The organism is Okeania sp. SIO3I5 (genome assembly GCF_010672085.1).
Taxonomy (GTDB): domain Bacteria; phylum Cyanobacteriota; class Cyanobacteriia; order Cyanobacteriales; family Microcoleaceae; genus Trichodesmium.
Genome location: NZ_JAAHHT010000007.1, coordinates 1 through 22,076, shown reverse-complemented (window position 1 = coordinate 22,076; position 22,076 = coordinate 1). Strand labels below are relative to the sequence as shown.

At 35.1% G+C, this 22,076-nt stretch carries 24 protein-coding genes, 1 tRNA gene and 1 pseudogene; 12 read left to right on the top strand and 14 right to left on the bottom strand.

The genetic code is table 11. From position 1 onward, the window contains the following. Window position 1 precedes the first annotated feature (1 nt). From F6K40_RS02685 to F6K40_RS02620, 14 genes are all read right to left on the bottom strand, one after another. The gene (locus F6K40_RS02685) at window positions 2–466 is read right to left on the bottom strand and encodes a hypothetical protein (RefSeq protein WP_293130991.1); all 465 of its coding nucleotides are present in this window, start codon (window positions 464–466) and stop codon (window positions 2–4) included. A 734-nt stretch (window positions 467–1,200) separates the two neighbouring features. Further along, window positions 1,201–1,365 carry a hypothetical protein gene (locus F6K40_RS02680; protein ID WP_293130988.1) on the bottom strand — a complete coding sequence of 55 codons (165 nt, stop codon included), beginning with the start codon at window positions 1,363–1,365 and terminating at the stop codon, window positions 1,201–1,203. A 252-nt stretch (window positions 1,366–1,617) separates the two neighbouring features. Next, window positions 1,618–2,322, bottom strand: a complete 705-nt coding sequence (locus tag F6K40_RS02675) for a CADD family putative folate metabolism protein (RefSeq protein ID WP_293130985.1) — start codon at window positions 2,320–2,322, stop codon at window positions 1,618–1,620. A 194-nt stretch (window positions 2,323–2,516) separates the two neighbouring features. Further along, on the bottom strand, window positions 2,517–3,173 hold the full coding sequence (locus tag F6K40_RS02670; RefSeq protein WP_293130982.1) for a hypothetical protein: 657 nt from the start codon (window positions 3,171–3,173) through the stop codon (window positions 2,517–2,519). A 75-nt stretch (window positions 3,174–3,248) separates the two neighbouring features. After that, a complete protein-coding gene (locus F6K40_RS02665) occupies window positions 3,249–4,202 on the bottom strand; it encodes a DMT family transporter (RefSeq protein ID WP_293130979.1) in 954 nt (317 codons plus the stop codon). A 330-nt stretch (window positions 4,203–4,532) separates the two neighbouring features. Beyond that, a complete protein-coding gene (locus F6K40_RS02660; RefSeq protein WP_293130976.1) occupies window positions 4,533–4,685 on the bottom strand; it encodes a hypothetical protein in 153 nt (50 codons plus the stop codon). A 264-nt stretch (window positions 4,686–4,949) separates the two neighbouring features. After that, window positions 4,950–5,022 (bottom strand) — tRNA-Glu (locus tag F6K40_RS02655). 261 nt (window positions 5,023–5,283) lie between these two features. Further along, window positions 5,284–5,376, bottom strand: a complete 93-nt coding sequence (locus F6K40_RS41295) for a hypothetical protein (protein WP_375340544.1) — start codon at window positions 5,374–5,376, stop codon at window positions 5,284–5,286. 539 nt (window positions 5,377–5,915) lie between these two features. Further along, window positions 5,916–6,992: an S-layer homology domain-containing protein gene (locus tag F6K40_RS02645; protein WP_293130973.1), complete on the bottom strand. Its 1,077-nt coding sequence runs from the start codon at window positions 6,990–6,992 to the stop codon at window positions 5,916–5,918. 435 nt (window positions 6,993–7,427) lie between these two features. Next, window positions 7,428–8,291 carry a DUF4231 domain-containing protein gene (locus F6K40_RS02640; RefSeq protein ID WP_293130970.1) on the bottom strand — a complete coding sequence of 288 codons (864 nt, stop codon included), beginning with the start codon at window positions 8,289–8,291 and terminating at the stop codon, window positions 7,428–7,430. Between the two features lie 357 nt (window positions 8,292–8,648). Continuing rightward, the gene (locus F6K40_RS02635; RefSeq protein ID WP_293130967.1) at window positions 8,649–9,443 is read right to left on the bottom strand and encodes a pantothenate kinase; all 795 of its coding nucleotides are present in this window, start codon (window positions 9,441–9,443) and stop codon (window positions 8,649–8,651) included. Window positions 9,444–10,695: 1,252 nt separating this feature from the next. After that, window positions 10,696–11,586, bottom strand: coding sequence for a hypothetical protein (locus tag F6K40_RS02630; RefSeq protein WP_293130964.1), 891 nt, complete (start codon window positions 11,584–11,586; stop codon window positions 10,696–10,698). Window positions 11,587–12,117: 531 nt separating this feature from the next. Continuing rightward, window positions 12,118–12,249, bottom strand: a complete 132-nt coding sequence (locus tag F6K40_RS02625; protein WP_293130961.1) for a hypothetical protein — start codon at window positions 12,247–12,249, stop codon at window positions 12,118–12,120. Window positions 12,250–12,978: 729 nt separating this feature from the next. Further along, on the bottom strand, window positions 12,979–14,481 hold the full coding sequence (locus tag F6K40_RS02620) for a bifunctional orotidine-5'-phosphate decarboxylase/orotate phosphoribosyltransferase (RefSeq protein WP_293130958.1): 1,503 nt from the start codon (window positions 14,479–14,481) through the stop codon (window positions 12,979–12,981). 449 nt (window positions 14,482–14,930) lie between these two features. Here F6K40_RS02620 and F6K40_RS02615 point away from each other — a divergent pair, with 449 nt between their 5' ends. The 12 genes and pseudogenes from F6K40_RS02615 to F6K40_RS02555 form a co-directional block, all read left to right on the top strand. Beyond that, entirely contained in the window at window positions 14,931–15,644 is a 714-nt protein-coding gene (locus F6K40_RS02615) for a hypothetical protein (protein WP_293130955.1), read from the top strand. 36 nt (window positions 15,645–15,680) lie between these two features. After that, complete coding sequence (locus F6K40_RS02610; RefSeq protein ID WP_293130952.1) at window positions 15,681–16,148, top strand: hypothetical protein; 468 nt, start codon at window positions 15,681–15,683, stop codon at window positions 16,146–16,148. Window positions 16,149–16,445: 297 nt separating this feature from the next. Continuing rightward, on the top strand, window positions 16,446–16,781 hold the full coding sequence (locus tag F6K40_RS02605) for a hypothetical protein (protein WP_293130949.1): 336 nt from the start codon (window positions 16,446–16,448) through the stop codon (window positions 16,779–16,781). Next, window positions 16,774–17,154 (top strand): annotated as a pseudogene (locus tag F6K40_RS41550) (toxin-antitoxin system TumE family protein). The gene F6K40_RS02605 and the pseudogene F6K40_RS41550 overlap by 8 nt, the downstream one beginning before the upstream one ends. Then, on the top strand, window positions 17,135–17,356 hold the full coding sequence (locus tag F6K40_RS02590) for a hypothetical protein (protein ID WP_293130940.1): 222 nt from the start codon (window positions 17,135–17,137) through the stop codon (window positions 17,354–17,356). The pseudogene F6K40_RS41550 and the gene F6K40_RS02590 overlap by 20 nt, the downstream one beginning before the upstream one ends. Window positions 17,357–17,412: 56 nt before the next feature. Then, window positions 17,413–17,733, top strand: coding sequence for a hypothetical protein (locus F6K40_RS02585; RefSeq protein ID WP_293130937.1), 321 nt, complete (start codon window positions 17,413–17,415; stop codon window positions 17,731–17,733). Continuing rightward, window positions 17,730–18,116: an aspartyl protease gene (locus F6K40_RS02580; RefSeq protein WP_293130934.1), complete on the top strand. Its 387-nt coding sequence runs from the start codon at window positions 17,730–17,732 to the stop codon at window positions 18,114–18,116. Before F6K40_RS02585 ends, F6K40_RS02580 begins: the two co-directional genes overlap by 4 nt. Before the next feature lie 88 nt (window positions 18,117–18,204). Beyond that, entirely contained in the window at window positions 18,205–18,444 is a 240-nt protein-coding gene (locus tag F6K40_RS02575; protein ID WP_293130931.1) for a hypothetical protein, read from the top strand. A 62-nt stretch (window positions 18,445–18,506) separates the two neighbouring features. Beyond that, window positions 18,507–19,139, top strand: coding sequence for a hypothetical protein (locus tag F6K40_RS02570; protein WP_293130928.1), 633 nt, complete (start codon window positions 18,507–18,509; stop codon window positions 19,137–19,139). Window positions 19,140–19,467: 328 nt separating this feature from the next. Continuing rightward, window positions 19,468–19,635, top strand: coding sequence for a hypothetical protein (locus F6K40_RS02565; RefSeq protein WP_293130925.1), 168 nt, complete (start codon window positions 19,468–19,470; stop codon window positions 19,633–19,635). Between the two features lie 117 nt (window positions 19,636–19,752). Beyond that, entirely contained in the window at window positions 19,753–20,298 is a 546-nt protein-coding gene (locus tag F6K40_RS02560; protein WP_293130922.1) for a hypothetical protein, read from the top strand. Then, a partial coding sequence (locus F6K40_RS02555; RefSeq protein ID WP_293130919.1) for a hypothetical protein occupies window positions 20,299–22,076 on the top strand: 1,778 nt, incomplete at its 3' end.

Sequence of the window (22,076 nt, the reverse complement as noted above, 5' to 3'; positions counted from 1 at the left end):
TTTAACGCTGAAGACCAGCGGCGCGGGTGTGTGGCTCTAACTGCTGCACGCGAGCCATATATTGCAGTGTAACAGCTTTACGCAGGGCAAGGGCGCGGAGGTACACCTGTTCAGCTAATGTCCTTTCATTATTAAAGAGTTCGAGGTTTTTTTGGATGAAAACTTTTTTCGGTGTGCTAGCAATCTGCAAGGAGGATTGAATACCGTTTTTTAACAGAGCTTTGGCGAGATCGTCTCGACCTGGTGGGACAACCCGCAGCATCCGTTGGTAAGCTTTCAGTTGCTTGACTAGGCTCTCTTTTTCATCTTTTTTGAGCTTTGGCCATTTGTATTTTTCGATATTTGAGGTATGCAGCAGATCGGCTGTGCGAAAGTCTATCTCTTCGTTTTTTTTCAGGAAGGCGTTGAGTTTTCCGATATCGATAGGAGTTGGTGTTGGGTATGATTCAACAGATTGTTTTGCCATGGTCTCAATCCTCACCTTACTACAATAAATTTAAAATCAGCATAAATTAAAACACTATAGGAGTATGAAGGCGTATTCTAAAGTTTGATATTTCAGATACATCAAGCTGGGTAATTCTCGGTAAAATCAGGAAATACCGTTCATAGCAATGTAACAGCACAACCATCAAGGTAAGCATTATATAGCAATGCTTTGAGGAAAATCCCCAAAGCACCTTTTCAATCTCTCGGTATTGAGCGATCGCAATGCGGACATTTAAAATGCTTCGACTTAATATAGTAAATATATAGTAAATATTTACTATATTAACCTTGTTTATTATCGTTGCTTGGGTATCGTAACATAGGTCGCCATATCGGAGATCCATAAGTAATTTTCTTGAAGCTTAATCTATACTTTTTAATCAAGATAACCTTGCTCTATGAGAAATTACTGTGACTTGAATCCTAGTTTTTTATGATTTTTGTCACCAAAATTAGTTAATTTCTTTAACTATTTGTAACAGTTTGGAAATTTAATTTTCTTATTGCTAGTAGATCACAATATATGTTAAGAGTAATATTTTTCTAGAAAAACAATTAACTAGAGTCTTAACGATAAGACTAAAAAAGTACGCTACATATAGCGTACTTAGGTAAGTCCTGTATAAATTAGCTCTGAATTCCTGATACCTATGATCTAAATTAATCAGGATACTTTATGGTCTAAGTATTCTAAAGTATCCTTTAGTAATCCTAAATAGGTTGTAACATTTGATCGTAGGGGTTTGGTCTCCAAACCCAAACATACAGAATATTTCTGGCAAATGATGTACAAGGTAAATGTTCATTTGATCGTAGGGGTTTGGTCTCCAAACCCAAACATACAGAATATTTCTGGCAAATGATGTACAAGGTCATTTCAGTTATCAGTTATCAGTTATCAGTTATCAGTAGAGAGTGAACCTCCGACTAAAATCAAAGACTTGAAATACTAAATTAAATATTTTTTTCATCCCCTATCCAAGGGGAGGCGCATACCCTCATTTATATAGGGCATCTTGCCCGCATCGGGGTGTACCTCACAAACAACAAAAAGCGCTGTATAAGGGATTTGGAAACCAAACCCCTACAGTTTTTTTCCAGCAACCCTAAATGATTGCTATTTGAAAATTAATTCACAGCTTGACAATATTCTTCATAAACACCATCAAGCAATAAATTCAAAGCATCTACCGCTTTTGCTGCTGCTGCTAATGCTTCCTGTTTTTCCGCATCAGTTTCACATAGTTTTACTAATGCTTCTTTTGTAACTTTGCTGTGAATTTCATCAGCTTTTTCATGTACTTTAAAAAATGCCAAAGCTGCTTCAGAATCAATACCATAAAATTCTTTCAAACCAGCTATTTTAGTAGTAGCAACTTCGGGAATTTGTGACTCATAAGCATAAAGAGCAGCTAAACCTTTAGCAGGATTTTCACTCCGAGCTAATTCCTTCAGAATACTTACAGATTCCTTAGTTTTTGCTAAATGTTCCCGCTCTTTAACTGCTTCTCTTTTTACACCCAAACCTTCAGCAAAACGTAACCATAATTCAGGGTGATTTGCTGCTCCCATTTCTTCTTCAATCAAATTTTCTAAGAGCATTTTCCGAATTTCTAAATCATCACAAGCTGCATGAGTAGCACTAACATAAGTAGGGAAATAATGAACTTGTAGATAATATTCTTGAGCGTACTCTTGCAACATTTCTAAAGATAATTTTCCTTCATTCCACATTTCATAGAATGGGTGCTTAAGTAAATGTTGTTTTTCAATAATGTCGTCTAGTAGGGAAATGAACTCTTGTGCAGTCATTTGTTTGTCTTGAAGCAACATAACTTATTCGCTTAATTAATGGTTAGATATGGATAGTAGCACAATTTTCTGAATTGTCAAGAAAATCAAATACTTTTTTAATAAACTAAATTACCTCGTGAATATTTTATCTATTTATCTGTAATGTTAAACATTTCCAAAAATCCACAATCAAATCAATTATTATTCATAAATTATCAATTTTTAAGCATGAATTATAGGCAGTTTTTTCCTGCTTCAGATAAACTAGCAAGAATGGTATTTTTTTTGCGAATTTTTTGTAATTCATCTCCATATAATTTAATATTTGCATATTGATTTAGCCAAGAATAAAGTTTAATTGCTATTAAACCCAAACCCATAGGTTTAGAATTAAAACCTGAACGTAAATTTTGACGAAGTTGAATTAAAGTGAAACCTTGCTCAAGCAAAAAAGGAACAATATCAATTAATTCCTGAGAAATATTTTGTGGTTGGAAACTAGATTCTGGGTTTGCTTTTAAAGTAAATCTGCGACGACGCTGATAGTGATGCTGCCAAAACCAACGATAATGATCATTATATGCTTCATCAGTATCAACAATAGAGTCTGAAATTTCTATAGTATTAGAATTTTCCCAATATAGCTTTTCTGCAACTACAAATACTAAATCACAATACAGATTATTAAAGTTTGGAAAAGTGTCTCCAGAAACCCAAAAATTTATATTGCCAACTTGGGGTGACATTTGAGTAATGTGACAGTAAGTATGAAGAAACTTTGGATTCCAAACATAGGGATCTTGATTACCATTTGTGTTGTCGTAGTAAACTCTCGTAGTTTCAAAGTCTGAAACTACACGAGAAGGGTGATAAATAAGATAACCACTCAAAATTATATATCTCCTAAAAATTTAATTTCTAGAATATATTTTAATAATACTATATTCTGGTAATCGCTTATGGTATTACTCCTGCTTAACAACTACTCGATGTTCTTGACTCAACAATAAAATACCCGCAGTAACAATAAAAATACCCAGAATTTGCAAACCATTAATATTTTCTTGAATAGTTAACCATGCTAAAATTGCTGTTAGACTGGGGTTAATTGCACCAATAGTTGCTGCAGTAGTAGCACCTATCAACTTAATTCCATAATTAAACATTAAATGACCACTCAAAGTCACGATCGCTGACAAGAAACCACCAACCCACATAGGAGTCCAGTTAAGATCCGCATTGTCTCCCTGCCAAATTAATAAACTTGTAGCAGATAACCCTAAAGCAGTAGCAAAACTAATCCAAGTAAACGGAACCGGATGTATACCTTCAAAACTTTTTTGGGCATTTACAGTATAGAGAGCATAAGCAAATCCAGAAGCAATGCCAAAAATCACTCCAATTCCGTTGTAACTATCGGATGTTGTCTGAGTATAAGGAATAGTCAAAAAAGTACCGACTAACACAACTACCATTACCATCCAGCGAAACTTTGTCGGAGGAATACCTAAAAATCTCCAAGAAAGCAGCGAAGTGAATATCGGGTAAGTAAAAAACAGAGTTAAAGCAATTCCAGTTTCGATCAAACCGATAGATATATAAAGTAGTGCTAAGTATAGAAACATCAACACTCCACCAAGGAGCGATCGCCCCAGTATAGGACGTGCTTCATTATTTCCTAATGCTCGAATATCTTGCCAAGTCAGCGGGTAAAGTCTTGCCGCAAAGGATGCCATTAATGGAACTACTAACACCATCCGCATAAACATTAATAGAAAAGAATTTTGTAGGTTTGGTATAACAAACCCACCTGTGGTAAAAATTCCTAAAATTGTTTGTTCATTGAAGAGAATTCTTACAATGACATTTTGGAAACAAAAACAGAATGATGCCAGTAAAACAATGATAAAACCAAACATATATTCAATAATTAATAATTAATAATTAATAATTAATAATTACCTCTTCTTATAAAGAAGAGGATTGGCTAAAAGGAATTTTTTTTTCTTCTCTTGGTTGATTGGATATGGCGCTTGCTAGCGCAAAGCTCCGCTTTTCATGTCGCGACAGCGAAACGCGTAGCGTCCCGGAGGGAAGGAGACCTCGCCATCCCTCAACCGCTTTTTTCTCCATGAATGGAGAGGCTTTATACCTTTATTTTCCGGTAAAAGAAGTCAGGAGTCAGGAGTCAGAAGTCAGAAGTCAAATTATTGCTATGACTATATTTGATAATTTGAGAATGTCCACCCTTAAGAGCGGGGTTTAAATAAAGCGCAGTTTTCAGACTTAAAAAAATTAGTTGTATAACCAGCAATTGCATCTACATTTTCCCACAATTGATAATCAAAACTTTCTAAATTGAAATAACCACCATCTTTTGAAAATGCTATAGCATTTCTCATAAAGATGAGGTACAGTTACGATCCCCCTAAATCCCCCTTGAAAAGGGGGACTTTGAAGACTCCCCCCTTTTTAAGGGGGGCAGGGGGGATCTAAAACTGTATCTCACCAATTTGAGAAACGCTATACCAGATTTTATATGAGAAATAATTCCTCTACTATCCTCAAACTCCTATCCTCTACAAGTATAAAAACACTGCAATATTAAAGAGCAAAAAAAATAAAAAAGGACGACAAACTTATATTTGTCATCCTTTATTTTTTAGTACCCCCAAGGGAATTCGAATCCCTGTCGCCTCCGTGAAAGGGAGGTGTCCTAGGCCTCTAGACGATGGGGGCTTGTTTTTTTCTTTTCACCTTTATTACTATAGCCAATGCCTAAATAAATGTCAAGGGGTATGAAATTTTTTTTTCGTCACTATTTGGCCCCATTGAACGAAGTCAGAAATCAGAAGTCAGAAGTCAGAAGTTATTTTTGTAACGGGGATTTAGGCCCCGCTCCAAAAACATTTTGCCTTAAAAGTCCTTGCTCTAAACCCAATTATTTGGGTCAACTATTAGTATTAAGGGTAGAAGCAAAAATCTTGCTTTGTCTGGGTTTTAGGCTTTTGATGTGGGAGCGCCCAATATTCGACTGCTATGATAGCGCTTGAAAACTTTGGCTTTACCAGCTTTTAACAATGACCTAGCCATGGCAGGTTTGCATGGTGCTAGGGGTTTTTCTGGGCGTCAAGTACGAATACATAATTGCTTGAATTGGACATTGTTGCGTCCCTCCTACAAAAAGTGTAAAGTTGGCCTCGCCTAAATAATTAATAATGAATAATGAATAATTAATAATGAGAGAACTCTTTAATTATTAATTACAGCAGATTCAGCGTGTTATGAGGTAAATATATTATAAAAGCTTTGTAGCACAGCCTTCTAGGCTGTTACAGTCGGACCTCACCGAGTAAGAAATCCGCTGTATTAATTATTAATTAATAATCAGAAAACTCTTTAATAATTAATTATTAATTATTAATTATTAATTATTAATTATTCAACTAGCTTTTCAAATCTCTTTGCCTGTTTAATGCCAAACAATAGAGGTCGGAACTGGCCGCGCATCCCGACGTATTGTGAGCCAGTGCGGTCTTGGGGTCTCCCCAAGTGGAGCAACTGGCAAACCCTTTAGGGTGACTAAAATAACGTTTACTTGAAGAAAGTGGGCTGGACTAACCATTTAAACACTAATAAGTGTTTTGATTAGATTTGTGGTTAGTCTGTAAAGCCATCTGAGCTGATATACCATCGTTCTGGTCTCCAAAATACCATAAAACAGCAGCAGCCTCAGCCCGACTCACTGTTTTATCTGGCCTAAATAATCTAGTATAACCAAAAACCCGGCGAATATTAGAAAAATCATTATTAGCATCTGCTAATACTGCCCTTAAAGCACCAGGGTCAATTTTAGAAGCATCTCGAAAATCCCAAGCTGCCTTAACTTTCTCTATTGTAGCTTCTGGTAATGGCTTCCTAAAATCTAAAGGCACTTTCCACAAGATTAAATCCTCACGGGTTAAAAAATCATCTGGGCGAAATTTGACCACATTAACATCCCCAGATAAAGGACTAGGAATTAAACCTGATTCTGCCAAGCCTTGAATTATAGCAAAATCGGGGTCAGTTTTTGGCACATCTTCAAAAATTGGTTTTTCATTTGCTCTAGCTAATCGGATATGTTTGGCAGGATTATTAGCAAACATCTCATTATTAGCGGTTACTAACCATCTAGCATATATACGCCGACTCACAAGGTTTTGAGGTTCAACTAAAATATTAGTAGCGTCGGGATTATCTTGATTTTTAGGTTGTTGTTGCTGAAATACTCGAAGTTTGGACAAATCTGCAATGTATGGACGTAAACCTGTAGGGACATCCCTAAGAGCTTTTTTTAATACAGGGGACTCTAAAGGTGTGGGGATAGGTGCTGGAGGGATAACATTAAGGGGAGATGGTGTCGGTGTAGGTAGTGCTGCTACTGTTGGAGTCGGTAAAGGTGTAGGTAATATTTCGGGGGATAGCTGAGTTTCTGGTTGAGGGTTTGGTGACCAAGTTGAGATGGCAGAAGGTTCAGATTTATCTGGTAACTCAGAGTTAGGTTCTGAGGATATTTCTGAGGGAAAATTATTTTTTAACTGGGGATCTGCTGCAAAAATTTGCTCTAGTTCTTTGCTTCCAGGATTATTGGCGCAACTACTTATAGAAACTAATAAACAAATAGTTAAACTGGCAAATATAGGAGGTTTATTTAAAAACATATTCATAAAAATCAATTTACTTAGTATTTTTAGAGAGAAAATAAATACCTCCCCAAAACCCAAAAGCTACAAAAGTTGATCATCTCAAATTGCTCTAGGAATTTCTATAAAGATTAAAGAGTGAGGTACAAAATTTTCGGTTTTCCAGAACATCTAATACAGGAAATTAAAAAATAACTGTACCTCACTCTTACTGAGAAACTCGATCAGATAGTCTTACAAATAATGAAAGCTAATTTGGGAGAATTAGAAACTTAATTTATCCTGAGTTCAGGATAAGCTGAAAACCTGATTTTTTTACTTGCTAATTCTACTATTTGGTGGAGGTGATTAAATTATTTCAGGACACTTAAGTTGAATAATTGCTCTTAATCCAATTAGCCATTCTATAAATATTAAGGATTTACCTGATGCAAATTATCTAGTTTCTTTGACTTTATTTTATTGCTCTTCGTCTACCTGTTTTTCTACTCCTTCCTCTGCTCCTTGCTCAGTTTTTTCTTGCTCTTGTAATTGTTTGAGGTGGATAGTATTTACTTGATTAATAAATTTAGCCATAGCATCTCTTGTCGTTTTGTAACGTTCCTTTTCTTCGGCATTACGAGGAATTCTATAACCTGTAGTTACCCCTAAAAGAAATTTCTCTTGTTCCGCTTCTAAAAGTTCTATAGCTCGATTAGAAGATAACCATTTGTCTTCAAAAGGAAATGAAGTTGAAAGACTAGCAACAATAGAAGCGATCGCTGGAAATATTACAGGTAACCAATTTAGCCAAACTGGACCTGTGTCTAATTTATCAACCAAAACTAAAAGCGGAGTAACTCCAGAAAAAATTATTGTTACGATCTGTAGTAGATAGTAAAAAAATCTTGACTGTACACGAGTCTTTTTGTAGTCTTCTATTAACTCTTGAGTATAGCTTAAAGCTGTTTCTACTCCTTGCATTATCTGTATACTTTTTGGGGAGTCTTCTAGTTGGGAAACATTGATATATATGTCTCTTGCCTTAAGTACATTATAATCTCTTAGTTTCTTAGTATATTTTTTATTTAATTCACTATTAACAGGGAGTAAAAAAATAAACAAACTAATAGAAACTACTAAAATGATCAATAATTTAATCTCACCTGGGAATAAAAAAGTAGTAATACATGAGGTAATAGCAATAACCAAAGAAAGATATGCAAGTATTCTTAGAATTGGCAATATACCAGGGCTAGGTAGTTCATATTTAGAGGTATCTACCTGGGGATTTTTTGACTGAGAATCAATTATTTCAGAACTCGTATCAGTTGAATTAGTCATAATCTCCTTTTTTATTCAATAACTACTTTATAATACACTATTTTGGGTATAACAGTCAATATCAAACTATCTTTAAAGTCTCCTTGATTAGACTGAATTAATTGCTTATATTCTCAGAATATTGGATAAAATATTCTCAAAAATAATTTTGCTTGAATTGGAGATAATAAGTATCAAGAAAATTTAATGACAATATTACTAAGTTATATAGCAATCCTAAATAGTTGCGGGTAATCAAAAACTAGAAATCAACTCCGAAAGTCTTACCTATTGCCAATTGCCTATTCCCTAAAAGCAGTGAGATTCTTATACACAAATATATTAGAGGATTGTTATAGCATAAACTTTTAATTTAGTTTAATTGAATATCTGCTGCCACACTCTTGCCATTCCCCAAAAAATTACATCAGGTGCATCTATAATATTCGGAGCTACCTCAGGAAATAGGGTTGTCAAATGACTCAATAGTATAAGGCGATCGCCTCCAGTCAATACTATTTTACTGTCAGGAAATTCTTCTTGCCAAGATACAATATAATTTTTCATACCTGCCAATATGGTATAAATTATCCCACTTTGAATTGCTGTTGCTGTTTGTTTTGCCCATTTTGGAGGTAACTCTACAGGTATATCAATTGATGGTAACATAGCTGTTCTTGTTGCTAAGGATGATAATTGCAATTTTAGCCCTGGTAAGATAGCTCCTCCCACTATTTTTTTTTGGACATCAGCACCAGTAAAGGTAATTGCTGTACCAGCATCTATAACTAATATAGGCCAACCAAGGTTTGTACCTCCACCCAAAACTGCTAAAGCTCTATCTATTCCGAGAGTAGGATAAAGTCCTTGGAGTGGCAATTTATCTAAAGTAATCATATCAGAGTTAGGATAAGTTTGCCAAAGTGCTGTTTGTTCAGGAACTACTGATGCTATTAACAAAGGCATCCCATGATTGAAGTTTAGATTTTTAGTTTCTAATATATTTTTGAGTGATTTTTCTATTCCCTTTTCTTCATTTATATTAGATTTAATTTCCTTTTGTTGAAGATGGTTAGTATTCCAGGCATTCTGAAGTATTGCATCAGCAAAATAACCAAAATGTAATCGGGAATTTCCAATCATTAAACCTAACCATTTTTGATTTTTAGACATAGAAAAATTTAGTTAATTTATCATTACGATTATCTAATTTTTGGGCAACCATTAGAGATTGGGTGCGTATCCTACTTGCCAAAAATATAATGAACAGGTGAGATGGTTATTCTCAAAAACTATCCTCTAAATTAATATATAAATATCTAATTCAATGAACATACAAAATTCCTCTGCTACGAAACTATTAAACTCATCATTATTTCTGCTACAAAAAGAACTTCTGAATTCTGAATTCTGATACTAATTCACTTTAAAAATTTCATTTCAGTTATCAGTTCTTACTTTTGACTTTTAACTTTTGACTTTTGAATTGTGAATATTCCGGTTTCGAGTCTGTCAAATCTGAGGTTTGACTTTTGACTTTTGAATTGTGAATATTCCAGTTTCGAGTCTGTCAAATCTGAGGTTGAACTTTTGACTTTTTACTTGTGAATATTCCAGTTTCGAGTCTGTCAAATCTGAGGTTGAACTTTTGACTTTTTACTTGTGAATATTCCAGTTTCGAGTCTGTCAAATCTGAGGTTGAACTTTTGACTTTTGAATTGTGAATATTCCGGTTTCGAGTCTGTCAAATCTGAGGTTGAACTTTTGACTTTTGAATTGTGAATATTCCAGTTTAGAGTCTGTCAAATCTGAGGTTGAACTTTTGACTTTTGAATTGTGAATATTCCAGTTTCGAGTCTGTCAAATCTGAGGTTGAACTTTTGACTTTTGAATTGTGAATATTCCAGTTTCGAGTCTGTCAAATCTGAGGTTGAACTTTTGACTTTTGAATTGTGAATATTCCAGTTTAGAGTCTGTCAAATCTGAGGTTTAACTTTTGACTTTTGAATTGTGAATATTCCGGTTTCGAGTCTGTCAAATCTGAGGTTGAACTTTTGACTTTTGAATTGTGAATATTCCGGTTTCGAGTCTGTCAAATCTGAGGTTGAACTTTTGACTTTTGAATTGTGAATATTCCGGTTTCGAGTCTGTCAAATCTGAGGTTGAACTTTTGACTTTTGAATTGTGAATATTCCAGTTTCGAGTCTGTCAAATCTGAGGTTTAACTTTTGACTTTTGAATTGTGAATATTCCAGTTTCGAGTCTGTCAAATCTGAGGTTTAACTTTTGACTTTTGAATTGTGAATATTCCAGTTTCGAGTCTGTCAAATCTGAGGTTTAACTTTTGACTTTTGACTTTTGACTTGTGAATTTTTGAGCCTGTCAAATCTTACTTTTGAATTTTGAATTTTGACTTTTGACTTCATTAGCGAACTCCTACACCTAAACCAAAAGTATATATAGCAACTGCTCGATCTTGCATATTAAAAACTACTTTAATTCCTGTTTCATCAGGATTCATCCATTTATAAGCATCCTTAATTTTATCTCCTTCTTCCGGTTCATCTGGCACTACTTGTTCTCTATCAACTAAACCCCGTTGATAAGCATTAGCATTGATTTGCATTTCCCTTGCTTCTCTGGATTTTTCAAAAGTTTCTGGGTCAAATTCTGTATCTAATTCTCCTTCCTTTCTCAAGATATTTCTAATTTCTTGATATGTCATTCCTAGCTGCAATTTTTCATACTTTTCTTGTGTAATTGAATAAACTGGTTTGGGTTGATTCCAGAAAGGATTACCAAAATTATAAGTATTCATATTTTGGGTTCTAATAGTCACCACTTTCTGATTAGAATCAAAAATTATAGTCATGCTTGTACCATCAGGATTAAGCCAAATATATTCAGTAGTATTAGAATTAGTTAAAGGATTATCTCTAGTTGGCTGTTTTGTACCTCCACTGCCAATAATTTTTCTCACTTCATCATAAGTCATACCAACTTTGATATTTTCAAAATTTAAACTGGTAACTACTGGCGATTCTCGATTTATTCCAAGGTTATTAGCATTCAAATTTTGAGCATTTAATTTAATCAACTTATTCTCGGAATTAAATACAGCAATTATTCCTGTACCATTATTATTTACCCACCGATAAGCAACGCTAAATTTTTCAAGATTCGGACTATTATATTCTGTATAAATTTCACCTTCTCTACCCAATATTCCCTTGACTTCCTGATATGTCATACCTATTTTCAGGCGATCGTAATCAGCTTCAGTAATTCGATTAGCAAAAACGGGTTTAAGGTTCATAGGTAAGGTATATATTAAACCCATAAGAACTGTTGTAAATAAAAAATTCTTCATACCAATTGCATAAATATTTTCTAGATTTGATTCTAGTATCAAAATAGCCTTATATTAATAAAAATTATGATAAATTGTCAATACTATTCTTGTACAATGAGTAAATTGAATAAATTTTATCAAAATAATTATATCTAATATAGAATCCGGTTATGCAGTAATTGCAAAATTACTTTCTCTTAATACAGATGTTAAGCATGAATACAAATTTAAAAATTCATGCTATTCCAATCTTTTCTTTCTCCTGTAGGGGCGATTTCCTACGGAATGCTCCTAATTAAGCGAATCGCCCCTACAACTCCTAACTCCTAGAGCGATACGATAACTAATTACCCGGATTCTATATAATACCAAGCGTGAAAAAAGAATGTTACAAATATTTTCAAATTCTAGTAATCAATAGACATCTCCAAAAAAGAGGAAATAGGGAATAGGAAATAGGGGGAAATAATTAATGAATTATTTACAATAATTGATTTAATTTTTTGGTAGTTCTGCTGAGGAATGGCGAAGATACATAAGTTTTGTAATTTCTTCCCACACCTCCCACACCTCCCACACCTCCCACACCTCCCACACCTCCCACATCTCCCACACTCTCTCTACCATTCCTCAGCACCACCACCAATTTTTTATTGTTGGAGATGTCTAATAGTCAATAGTCAGTATAAGATATTTCTAATTTCTTGAGATGTCATTCCTAGCTGCAACTTTTCATACTTTTCTTGTGTAATTGAATAAACTGGTTTGGGTTGATTTCAGAAAGGATTACCAAAATTATAAGCATTCATATTTTGGGTTCTAATACTCACCACTTTCTGATTATAATTAAAAATTATAGTCATACTTGTACCATCAGGATTAAGCCAAATATATTCAGTAGTATTAAGACATGACTATTTCATTTTATGAAAAAGTGTTACTCCAGAAATAAGCAAAAGCTACTCTAACCTTTAAATTTTCGTGACTAACCTTAGAAAAGGAAATAGCCATGGTATTAAGATTAGTCAAAAGATTATCTACCGAAGTCAAGTTATTAAGTTCACTCATCTATTTAAATAGTATTCCGTAGGAAAAGTTGAATGCTAATAGCTGAATGCTAATAGCTGAATGCTTATACCATTTCTCTGTCACAATGCGCTTAATAATTCTTACCCAAACCTGAATTTTACTGATAGCTTTATATCTTTTATTAAGCGCAACATCAGGTCGAAATGGTATTAGGTTTTGAGCCTATAAAATCTAACTTTTAACTTTTAACGTTTAAATTCAAAATTTTGAATTTTGAATTTGAAATTCCCACCATAAATTACTCAATTGACATAACTATCATAGAGTTTAATGATTATTTTTTAGGATATTAAATTGTTCAGAACTAATCTTATTAGACTCATGTAAAGTTTGAGCAATTTCTGTCAAAGTCAAGACTGAGTGACCTCGATATCCATGCTCTTGTAACTTATCTTTTACCCCCCGTTCATGGTCAATAAATACCACAATATCTTCTACTTGCAATCCCACAGATTTAAGTTTCTCTGCTCCCTTAATTACACTATTGCCACTAATCATAATATCATCCACAACTACAATTTTTTCCCCTGGTTGAAAATGCCCTTCAATTAATCGAGCAGTGCCATAAGCTTTTACCTCTTTGCGAGGAAATATCATCGGACGTTCTAGACGTAAAGCTAAACCTGTTGCAGTAGGCAATGAACCATAGGGAATACCTGCAATTCTATCAAATTCCAAATCTTTAAGAATCTCAGCATAAGCAGTAACAATTTTATGGAATATTTGAGGAATAGAGATAATTTTTCGTAAGTCTATATAGTAGGGAAAAATAGCTCCCGATGCTTGTACATGATCGCCAAAAATAATACAGCCAATATCATAAAGTTGTAAGATTAAATCCCGATTTGGTTCATGTTGTAAAAAACAAACATCTGGTAACCACAATTCACAAGTAGGACTACCTTCAACTACTTTGAGACGTTGTTCATTAATAGTATCTCTTAAACTTTCAATTGCAGTATTATAATTTCTCGAAACTAATAATTTAGGTGGAATTGGTAAAAGTAATCCTTCACCATTAATATTCAAACCAGCAGCTAAAAGTTGAGTTAATTTTTCAGCATTAGTAATATCATTTTCTTCTGCTATATCTCCCTGAATTAGTATTAGTCTTTCTGGAGCAGCTTGTCTAATTTTCGCTACCATATTTGGCATTATTCCTACTTCTAAACCTAGTTGTTCAGGAGTTGCCCATCTTTGAGCTTCTGCTACTAATTTCAGATAAAGAGGTTGGTCTTGATGAGGATATTCTTGTAATATTGCTGCCGAAGGATTTGCTGTAGCACAAAGTAGAAATACCGCTTTACCTGGATAAAGTAAAAAAGGTGCAACTAAATCAAGACCTGTATAAGGTGAAATTGTACAAGCATCTACTTGCCAATCAGCAAATATAGTCTGAGCAAATACCGTGCTTGTATTTAAGTCGCCGTGTTTAGCATCTAAGATAATTGGAATTTCAGAAGGAATAATTTTTAGGGTTTGCTGAAGTAGTTCTAAACCTGGTATTCCCAAAGATTGATAATAGCCTAAAGAAAGTTTATAAGCACATACATATTTTTCCGTTTCAGTTATTAAAAAATCGAGCCATTCCCACCAATCTTGAATTAATTCTTGATTGTCTTTTTCTGGAGGATTAGCAAATAAAGATTTTGGCAGAATATTTTTACCCTCAGCTTCTTTAGGTAAACTTTCTGGATTAGGATCTAATTCTAGATAAAGTAAACTTTGGTTCCGTTCTATATTGTTTAGCAGTTTGTCAAAAAAGTTCATAATGGTTTCTTCTGACTCCAAGTCTTGTAATTATTGAAAATTATATGATATTATAAGAGTTTTAGGAGTTACACATAAATAGGTTTTATCCACAAAATTTCCTGATTTGAACAACAGTAATTAGGGCAAGAAACCTAGTCTTTTATTTGAGTGCGTAAGTCCTAAATTGCTATATTTAGGTACTTAGTGGGCAAGTCTACTACTATTAGACACCTCCAACAATCAAAAATAAAATCAATTATCATACAGAAATAATTAATTCTTTTCCCCTATTCCCTATTCCCTCTTTTCTTTTATGGAGAGGTCTATTGCCCATATTTTATACCATTTTAATAAAGTTATGGCATAAACCTGAATTCTTGAGCAACCCTTTCCAAGGAGTGTTTGGGGAAATCAAACTCTTCCATATCTTTAACAAATTGGTATTAATAGTTAATCAACAATAATTAATGGAGGTAATTTCTATTTTGCAAGCTAGAGAGATAAAGGCAAAATTAAAATCTTTGATTCAGGAAGCATCCTTAGTAGACTCATATTTGACAAAAAGATTAGATGAAGTAAATAAATGGATTAAACATTTAAAACCTGGTACTCTGACAGCTAAAAAATTTGTGATGCTTTTTTTGAAACAGCTTATTCAAGATTCTCAAACTTTCCTAATTATCAAATCTATTGAAAAGGAAATTCAGGCAGAATTTGACTATCGACAAATGAATCCTACAGAACAATATTGGTATCAAGAATTATTCCCAAAATGGCTACAAGAAAAAGACCCTAAATTTTATATTTGGAAACAAAAACTAATGTCAGGAGAGTTTACTCAGGAAGATAGGGAAATAATTAAAGCGATCGCTAATAAAATTCAACTTAATCAAGGCACAGTTTTACAACGCTATATTGTTGATTTGTCAATGGCAACAGATATTATTGTTAGTGGTAATAAAGAGAAACCATTGTGTATCCAACTTACAAGTTTATCTAAAAATTTTGCTAAAAATAAAGCAGAAAAGTGGAAACATACTCTAGTATTTTGGGAGATTGACAGAGGTCTTTTTTTAAGCTATAATCCTGGCAAACAAGATTATCAAAATGAATTAGTCAAAACCACATTAGATCATAGCGATAATCTCCAGAAAGGTAATTATTTAAAGTGTAGTTTGTAACTGAATATAGATAAACTCAGGAAAAATATTAATATTATGGCGACAAACCCAAAAAATCCTCCAGAAGAAAAATTAGCAGAGTTTACTAAACTATTAGAATCATCTAGAAAATTACAAGCTGATATTTTAAATTATGGTTTAGAAGCAGCAGACCTTTATGTAGAAGATATTGATGGAGATTGGTTGGAAAATTGGGATGATAATACTTATTTTGATTCTATAATTTCTCTTCTCGAAAGTGATGACCCAGTAGTAGGAAGAGTGAGGCAAAAATTAAGAGAAAAATCCACATCAAAAATTGCTTCAGAGTTAGAAAAAATGTGGCAAATTTCTGACGACGATGACCGTCTTTTTGCTGTAAAAAATTTATTGTCTGGTGATGTTAGTGTGGCTAGTAGTAACCGAGATATAAATGATAAGAATGAAGAGGATGGAATTGAACTTTTGGAGTTAGCTGAAGAATTGCTGGAAAAATTAGATAGTATTTTTGAGGAACAGGAATAATTGATAATGGATAATTGATAATGGATAATTGAGACAAATTATATGGAATCCGGATAATTCCTATAGCCAAGTCATTGCGACTTTCACTCGTGGAAGGAAGCAATCTGAGAGGTGTCACAAGATTGCTTCCTATAGTCCCAATGACGAGTTTTAAACCGGATTCTATATTAATGGAAAATGTTCTGGTTTATTCGAGGCAATAATCTAGATAAATAGCAATCTAAAATAGACCAGTTAAGTCTAGTTTTCCATAGTCAAGAATGAGCTAATTTTTGAAAAAATTGGGAGGTTAAATTTGTGCTAGAAACTAACAATAATAATCTGGCATCGCTACCAGATAAAATTGTAGAAATTAAACTAAAGAGTCAACACCCAGAGGCTGTCAAATCTATTATTAAAAGCGCCTTAATAGCTGCCTTACAATCCACAGACAACGGGATTAAAATCACCGAGCAGCGACTAGATGAATTTGAGACTAAATATCAGCTATCGACTACAGAATTTTTGCATAAATTTAACAATAACGAGCTACCTCATTCTGGAGATTTTGATGAGTGGATTGGCGAATCAAGGATGTTGACACATTTGCTTGATAAAAAAACAAAAATCCAAGGAGTTGAGCTAGTTGATTGAAGCTTATTTTCAAGAAATACGCAGCTTGCTCGAATCCCTAATTATTGTCAGGAGTTTTGACATTAACTTCCAGAAACGAGATATCGACGAAGGGTTTATTCGAGGCAATATTTATTTTGTCAACGATTCGATTCTTCATGTTCGAGAGTTTATCAGCGTTCAAACAATAAGAGAGCGCAAAATGTAGTCCTATCATTATATGGATGCCGGGAATAATCTGATTTTTCGTTATGACGATACCGAGCATCATCAAGATTTAAATTTACCGACTTTTCCCCATCACAAGCATGAAGGAAGTGAGGATAATATTATTTCTTCAAACACTCCTACTTTAGCAGAGGTTTTGCAAGAAATTGAGGAAATGTTCGAGTAGCGATCGCGAACCTTTAATTGTTACGGATGGAGGGCGGCCAGTTATGGCTTTAGTGCCTCTGGACGAGGATATGGATTTGGAAACGCTTAGTCTCAGTTTTAATGAGGAATTTATTGGTATTATTGAGCGATCGCGTGCCCGACAAGAGGCAGAAGGTGGCATTCCTATTGAGGAGGTGCGACGACAACTCGGACTTGATTAAGTTTTTGGTATAATTGTTATAATATTGTCATCTGATGAATATAAGGAGTATTCAATATGACTCAAATAACACGCAGAAAAGTAGCCAGAGGTACGCCAATATATGGCGATCGCCCCCCTCTTTCCCCAGAGGAAATAGACAGACGCAAAGCAGAAAATGAAGCTTTTGCCAGTCGGTGTCGGGAAATTTTTTGGCGAGTTTATCCAGACTTGGTGAAAGAACATTACGACTGGTTTATTTATATCGAACCCGATAGTGGAGATTATTTTCTAGATCGCGATCGAGATGTTGCTCGTCAAAAAGCTCAACAAAAATACCCTAGTGCTTTATTGATGGCAATGTGCGTCAATGAAACAGGAGCAGTTGGGAAAATATGATTCAAGGATATTTTGGTAGCAAAGGAGAGTTATTTTTTGAAATAGAGCTAATTGCTGCAGACGGTTCGAGAATAATAGTTGATGCTTTGTTAGATACTGGTTTTACTGACTGGTTAGCAATAGATACTCAAGATGCAGAAAGCTTGGGATGGCGTTTTCAAGAACAAGAAGAAAGCCGGACAGCATTGGGAGTGGCAACTTTTAATTTGTACCAAGGTGCAGTTTGTCTTGATGATCAAGAAATGAAGGTTCCTGTTGTTGTTGGTGATGGAATACCAGAGATTTTAATCGGTTTGCCTTGGTTGGAAGACAGGCGGTTGGTAGTGGATAGAATCTTTAGTAGCTTTTATTCAAGAGTAAATCTTCCTGTCAATATATATTGACAGAAGGAAAGATGGGGGAGAAAAGCTAGACAAAACAGGATGCACTTAGTTATTCTCGAAAAAGAATAGAAACAAAGGAGAAAAAAGTATGGCAGCCGCTATTACTACCACATCAGCCACTTTAGAAGGTCAAGCAATAGAAGTAAATACCGCTTTAATGCTCAAGCAGCGAGAAACAGCAAATGCAGATAAAACTGCTATCGTGCAGAACGTAAACTTTGACTATGACACCTCGCAGGGGCAAATAGCTCTGGCTTTTCAGTTTGGTGTCGAAATAGACGCCACCGGTAATGCCGTACCCAAAATCATCGAAATTTATGATGTATAAACACCCACATCATAAGACTTAAGGTCAAACAATTAATATTTTAAACAAGGAGGTGAATTAAAATGGCTGGAAACGGAGGGCGTAATACCAGGAAAGGGGTTGACTCTGATACAGGATTGCGCACACAAATTTTGATAGAGAATGCCAAGCGAGCATTCAGCAGCTATAAAAGTACCGATACAAGCGAAAAGAATGCTGAGAAAAATTCTTTTTATGTGGAAACTTTAATTTCTACAGACCGCTTTGTCATCACAAACATACCCATAAGCTTTGCAATCGCTCTAGGCATAGACTCTGAAACAGATGTCGAAGCCCAAATCAAAGCATTAGGCGTTGGAGACGAAATCAAAAGATTTCAAGCTCCAGGCGCGAAGAAGACAGACGAGGGTAGAGCTGATAATAATGGCATTCCCTGCGTCAATCTAAAAGAGGATAAAATAATTGGGGTGGAATACCAAGTCAAATTGCACACCCCGATACAATATAAATTTAAGTCAGGTACCAGAAAGAAGAGATGGGCTTGCATAAGGATGCCTGAAGCAGTAAGCATTCCTGCATTCGCTCTTTTCTTAGCAAGATTTGCCAAGGAAAGTCGAATGCCATTAGGATTTACAACAAAGACTGGTTCTAAACTATATTTCCCAACTGATGATCCAACATCACTGACAAGCGTAGACAAAAAAGAGCTTAAATAATCAAAAAAAATAAGTGATTGATTTATCTTGGGTATCTAGTGATTGCTGGATACCGAGGATAGATTATAAACTTTTGTAGAGGGATTAACTTGTCATGTAATGTCTGATAGCTTTAGTATGCTTGGGATTAAGAATGTCAACCGGAACAAATTGAATTTCCTGTTTTGCCTAAGCAAGCTACAACTAATAATAATCAATCTAGCCATAATAGAGTTATTAAACAATCCCTATTTCGTTCTTTTTAAACCGAAATTGTTCGTGGCGAAATGGGGACATGATCTTAAGCTGTGAAAGTGGGAATAAATCAATTCAATAGCAAAAAAAACTCATGCAAAATACACAAAATCTTTTGATTGCGCAAGAAGTTTTAATAGCTGGAATAGTAGCGATTATAGGAGCTGCCTTCGCATATGGTAAACTCAAAGCTCAAGTCGATCAGAACAAGGAAGATATCGACAAATTAGAAGATGCTGTAAAGAAAAAAACATATTATTAATTTTTTTTCTTAAACTTTCCGGGCAACAGAAGGTGCTAGGAAAAATTCTGCCGACATCCAGGATTAAAATAAGTATAATTGATAATTGAAAGATGTAGATTTTTTTTAGCCGAGAATATGAAGTTATTATCTCAATCAGGAACTAATACCATCAGACTTGATGCTCCAAGTCAATCAGGAACTCTCCTGAATGTCGCTCAAATAGTTTCTTCAGACTTATCAGGATTGGAAACAACAGGATGGAAAGTCGGAGTAATCTTTGTAATTAGCGATATTAGGGTGAGCATAAAAGTAGACAAGACCTTGACTAAAGGAGACATTCCTAGAATCAATGCTGAAGATAGTACCGCTACTATACTTTCTGAATCTATTCGGTCGGAAAAAAATAGTGAATTAATTGGATTAGAATTTTTAATAAATGAAAAGCCATTAGGACTCTTTAAGATCAAGAATTATGAAGATACATTTTATAATGTTCCTGCCTTGAGAAAAATCAGCTCGCGAAACAAATTATTAGGAAAGAAAGATTTAATGTTAATTCGGATCATTGATTTGGGAAGTGGAACTTTATCTCTAGGTGACTACATTGACATTTCCGTAGATTATGTTTATGATTTAGATGGATTCAAGCCACAAGAAGATTTATCTTTAAGATTTGTTTAGGTGATGAGAAAATCGTCAAGAAAAGCCAGGGAACGCGCCAGGGAGAAAGCTAGAGAAATAGCAGAGGAAGCGGAGGATTTTGCTGAAGATGTAGCAGAGGATGGCTTGGAAGAAGCCATCAATAATAAAGCTGAAGACTTGGTCCATACAGGAGTAAGAGCAATTTTTGCAAGAGCTTTCGGAGCCTCTAATCCTGCATTGTGGTTCCTTCCAGAGTTTATTAAATCACATCGAGGATGGGGGCCAAATGTTTATATTATACCGCCTCCACATGAGGTAACAGTTCTCCTAGAAGACTTTCTATATGATCTGGAACAAGATTATATTGATGGTTCAGGTCAAGAACTTCAAGATTATCTTGGTGAGGAACAAAAACTGTTCGATGATATAATTAACGACAAGCTATTGGAGATCGACGAAATAATTGATCAAGTCGGAGAAAAAGACCTGGAGGAAATAGTCGAACAATTAGAAGAAGAACTTCCAGAAGGAAACGAGACTGAAGTTGATGAGTACGAAGACGAGACTGAAGATGGGAAACCATTGAAATGCTACTCAATCAGCATGGAAGCAGGAGGCGAGAAGATTACATTTAATGTTTGCGAACCTGATAAGGATGAATCTGATGAGGATGAACCTAAGGAACCCGATGAACCTAAGGAACCCGATGAACCTAAGGAACCCAATGAACCCGATGATGACGAACCGCCCCGAGAAACATACGCAAATTGGTGGTGTCCAGTCGTGGACAGGAAGTCCAACTCCACAGTAGACTGGATAAGTCCGGCATCTAGAGAATACTTGGAATGGGTTCAAAAGGGGATCAAGGATGGAAGTAGGAGATGGTATTGGAGGGGATACAGATACAATGGTGAGACTTGGAGAATGTATACAGTAGAACACAAGGGAAAGTTGTATCCGCCACCACGAGCTTATAGATATTATCACCCGTGCGAAGCTTACAGTAGTCCAATGCCACCTCCTACTGACAGACATCCTGCTGACAATATAAGAGAAGACAAAAAAGATCAAGGTGATGAAATGGAAAAAAAATGTTGCAAAGCTACTCTCTCACTGACTAGAAAAATGAGCGAGGAGCTAAAAAAGATCGCCAACGTTACTGGTATCTCTGAAACCCCCAAATTTCCAGGGACTCTCCCAGAGAAACTCACCGATCCAAATGCCAAAAACACCACTGTCAATAACATTGCTGAATGGCATCAATATCACTTCGATATGCTAGATGAGTTAGTCGGACAATTTCCTATAGACTTTGAAGTAGAAGGCGAGGACGCCTGCCCCGACAACATCGCAGAAGCGCTAGCAGAAATATACGGCATGACATTAGACGTCAAAGTTGACGTTTATGAAAATAAAATGGCGATCGCTCGTTCCTTAGTCGAAATTGGACTAGCACGACTAGTTGCCAACAAGATATTTAGAAATCTAGAGGCAGCTATCGAATACCTTGATTTTGAAAAGGAAGAGGTAGAAGAGGAAATCGACATGACATTCAATCCTCTAGCATACGAGGATAAAGACAAGGACGGTGACATTGACGAGGATAGCATCGAAGATTTCCTGACTCCAAGCAAACAGCCAATCAAATACTATAAAGTTCCTCGTGCCTCCAAAGAATCCCTTCGACAAGCACTTTCATTGCTACAGGAAGCAGCACAAATCACCAAATCCTTGCACTGGCACAAAATTCCGCGAGACCCTATTGCTGCAAAAGGATATTTAAAAGATTTAATCAACTTAGGAGCAGATGTAGCAGC

Bases quoted from the DNA above. Each gene is read 5' to 3' on its own strand.
- F6K40_RS02630 (WP_293130964.1), bottom strand. From the start codon at position 11,586: ATGAACCTTAAACCCGTTTTTGCTAATCGAATTACTGAAGCTGATTAC.
- F6K40_RS02660 (WP_293130976.1), bottom strand. From the start codon at position 4,685: ATGAGAAATGCTATAGCATTTTCAAAAGATGGTGGTTATTTCAATTTA.
- F6K40_RS02615 (WP_293130955.1), top strand. From the start codon at position 14,931: ATGGAGGTAATTTCTATTTTGCAAGCTAGAGAGATAAAGGCAAAATTA.
- F6K40_RS02685 (WP_293130991.1), bottom strand. From the start codon at position 466: ATGGCAAAACAATCTGTTGAATCATACCCAACACCAACTCCTATCGAT.
- F6K40_RS02665 (WP_293130979.1), bottom strand. From the start codon at position 4,202: ATGTTTGGTTTTATCATTGTTTTACTGGCATCATTCTGTTTTTGTTTC.
- F6K40_RS02645 (WP_293130973.1), bottom strand. From the start codon at position 6,992: ATGAATATGTTTTTAAATAAACCTCCTATATTTGCCAGTTTAACTATT.
- F6K40_RS41295 (WP_375340544.1), bottom strand. From the start codon at position 5,376: ATGGCTAGGTCATTGTTAAAAGCTGGTAAAGCCAAAGTTTTCAAGCGC.
- F6K40_RS02585 (WP_293130937.1), top strand. From the start codon at position 17,413: ATGACTCAAATAACACGCAGAAAAGTAGCCAGAGGTACGCCAATATAT.
- F6K40_RS02580 (WP_293130934.1), top strand. From the start codon at position 17,730: ATGATTCAAGGATATTTTGGTAGCAAAGGAGAGTTATTTTTTGAAATA.
- F6K40_RS02640 (WP_293130970.1), bottom strand. From the start codon at position 8,291: ATGACTAATTCAACTGATACGAGTTCTGAAATAATTGATTCTCAGTCA.
- F6K40_RS02610 (WP_293130952.1), top strand. From the start codon at position 15,681: ATGGCGACAAACCCAAAAAATCCTCCAGAAGAAAAATTAGCAGAGTTT.
- F6K40_RS02675 (WP_293130985.1), bottom strand. From the start codon at position 2,322: ATGTTGCTTCAAGACAAACAAATGACTGCACAAGAGTTCATTTCCCTA.
- F6K40_RS02560 (WP_293130922.1), top strand. From the start codon at position 19,753: ATGAAGTTATTATCTCAATCAGGAACTAATACCATCAGACTTGATGCT.
- F6K40_RS02565 (WP_293130925.1), top strand. From the start codon at position 19,468: ATGCAAAATACACAAAATCTTTTGATTGCGCAAGAAGTTTTAATAGCT.
- F6K40_RS02680 (WP_293130988.1), bottom strand. From the start codon at position 1,365: ATGACCTTGTACATCATTTGCCAGAAATATTCTGTATGTTTGGGTTTG.
- F6K40_RS02570 (WP_293130928.1), top strand. From the start codon at position 18,507: ATGGCTGGAAACGGAGGGCGTAATACCAGGAAAGGGGTTGACTCTGAT.
- F6K40_RS02575 (WP_293130931.1), top strand. From the start codon at position 18,205: ATGGCAGCCGCTATTACTACCACATCAGCCACTTTAGAAGGTCAAGCA.
- F6K40_RS02635 (WP_293130967.1), bottom strand. From the start codon at position 9,443: ATGTCTAAAAATCAAAAATGGTTAGGTTTAATGATTGGAAATTCCCGA.
- F6K40_RS02620 (WP_293130958.1), bottom strand. From the start codon at position 14,481: ATGAACTTTTTTGACAAACTGCTAAACAATATAGAACGGAACCAAAGT.
- F6K40_RS02625 (WP_293130961.1), bottom strand. From the start codon at position 12,249: ATGGTAGAGAGAGTGTGGGAGATGTGGGAGGTGTGGGAGGTGTGGGAG.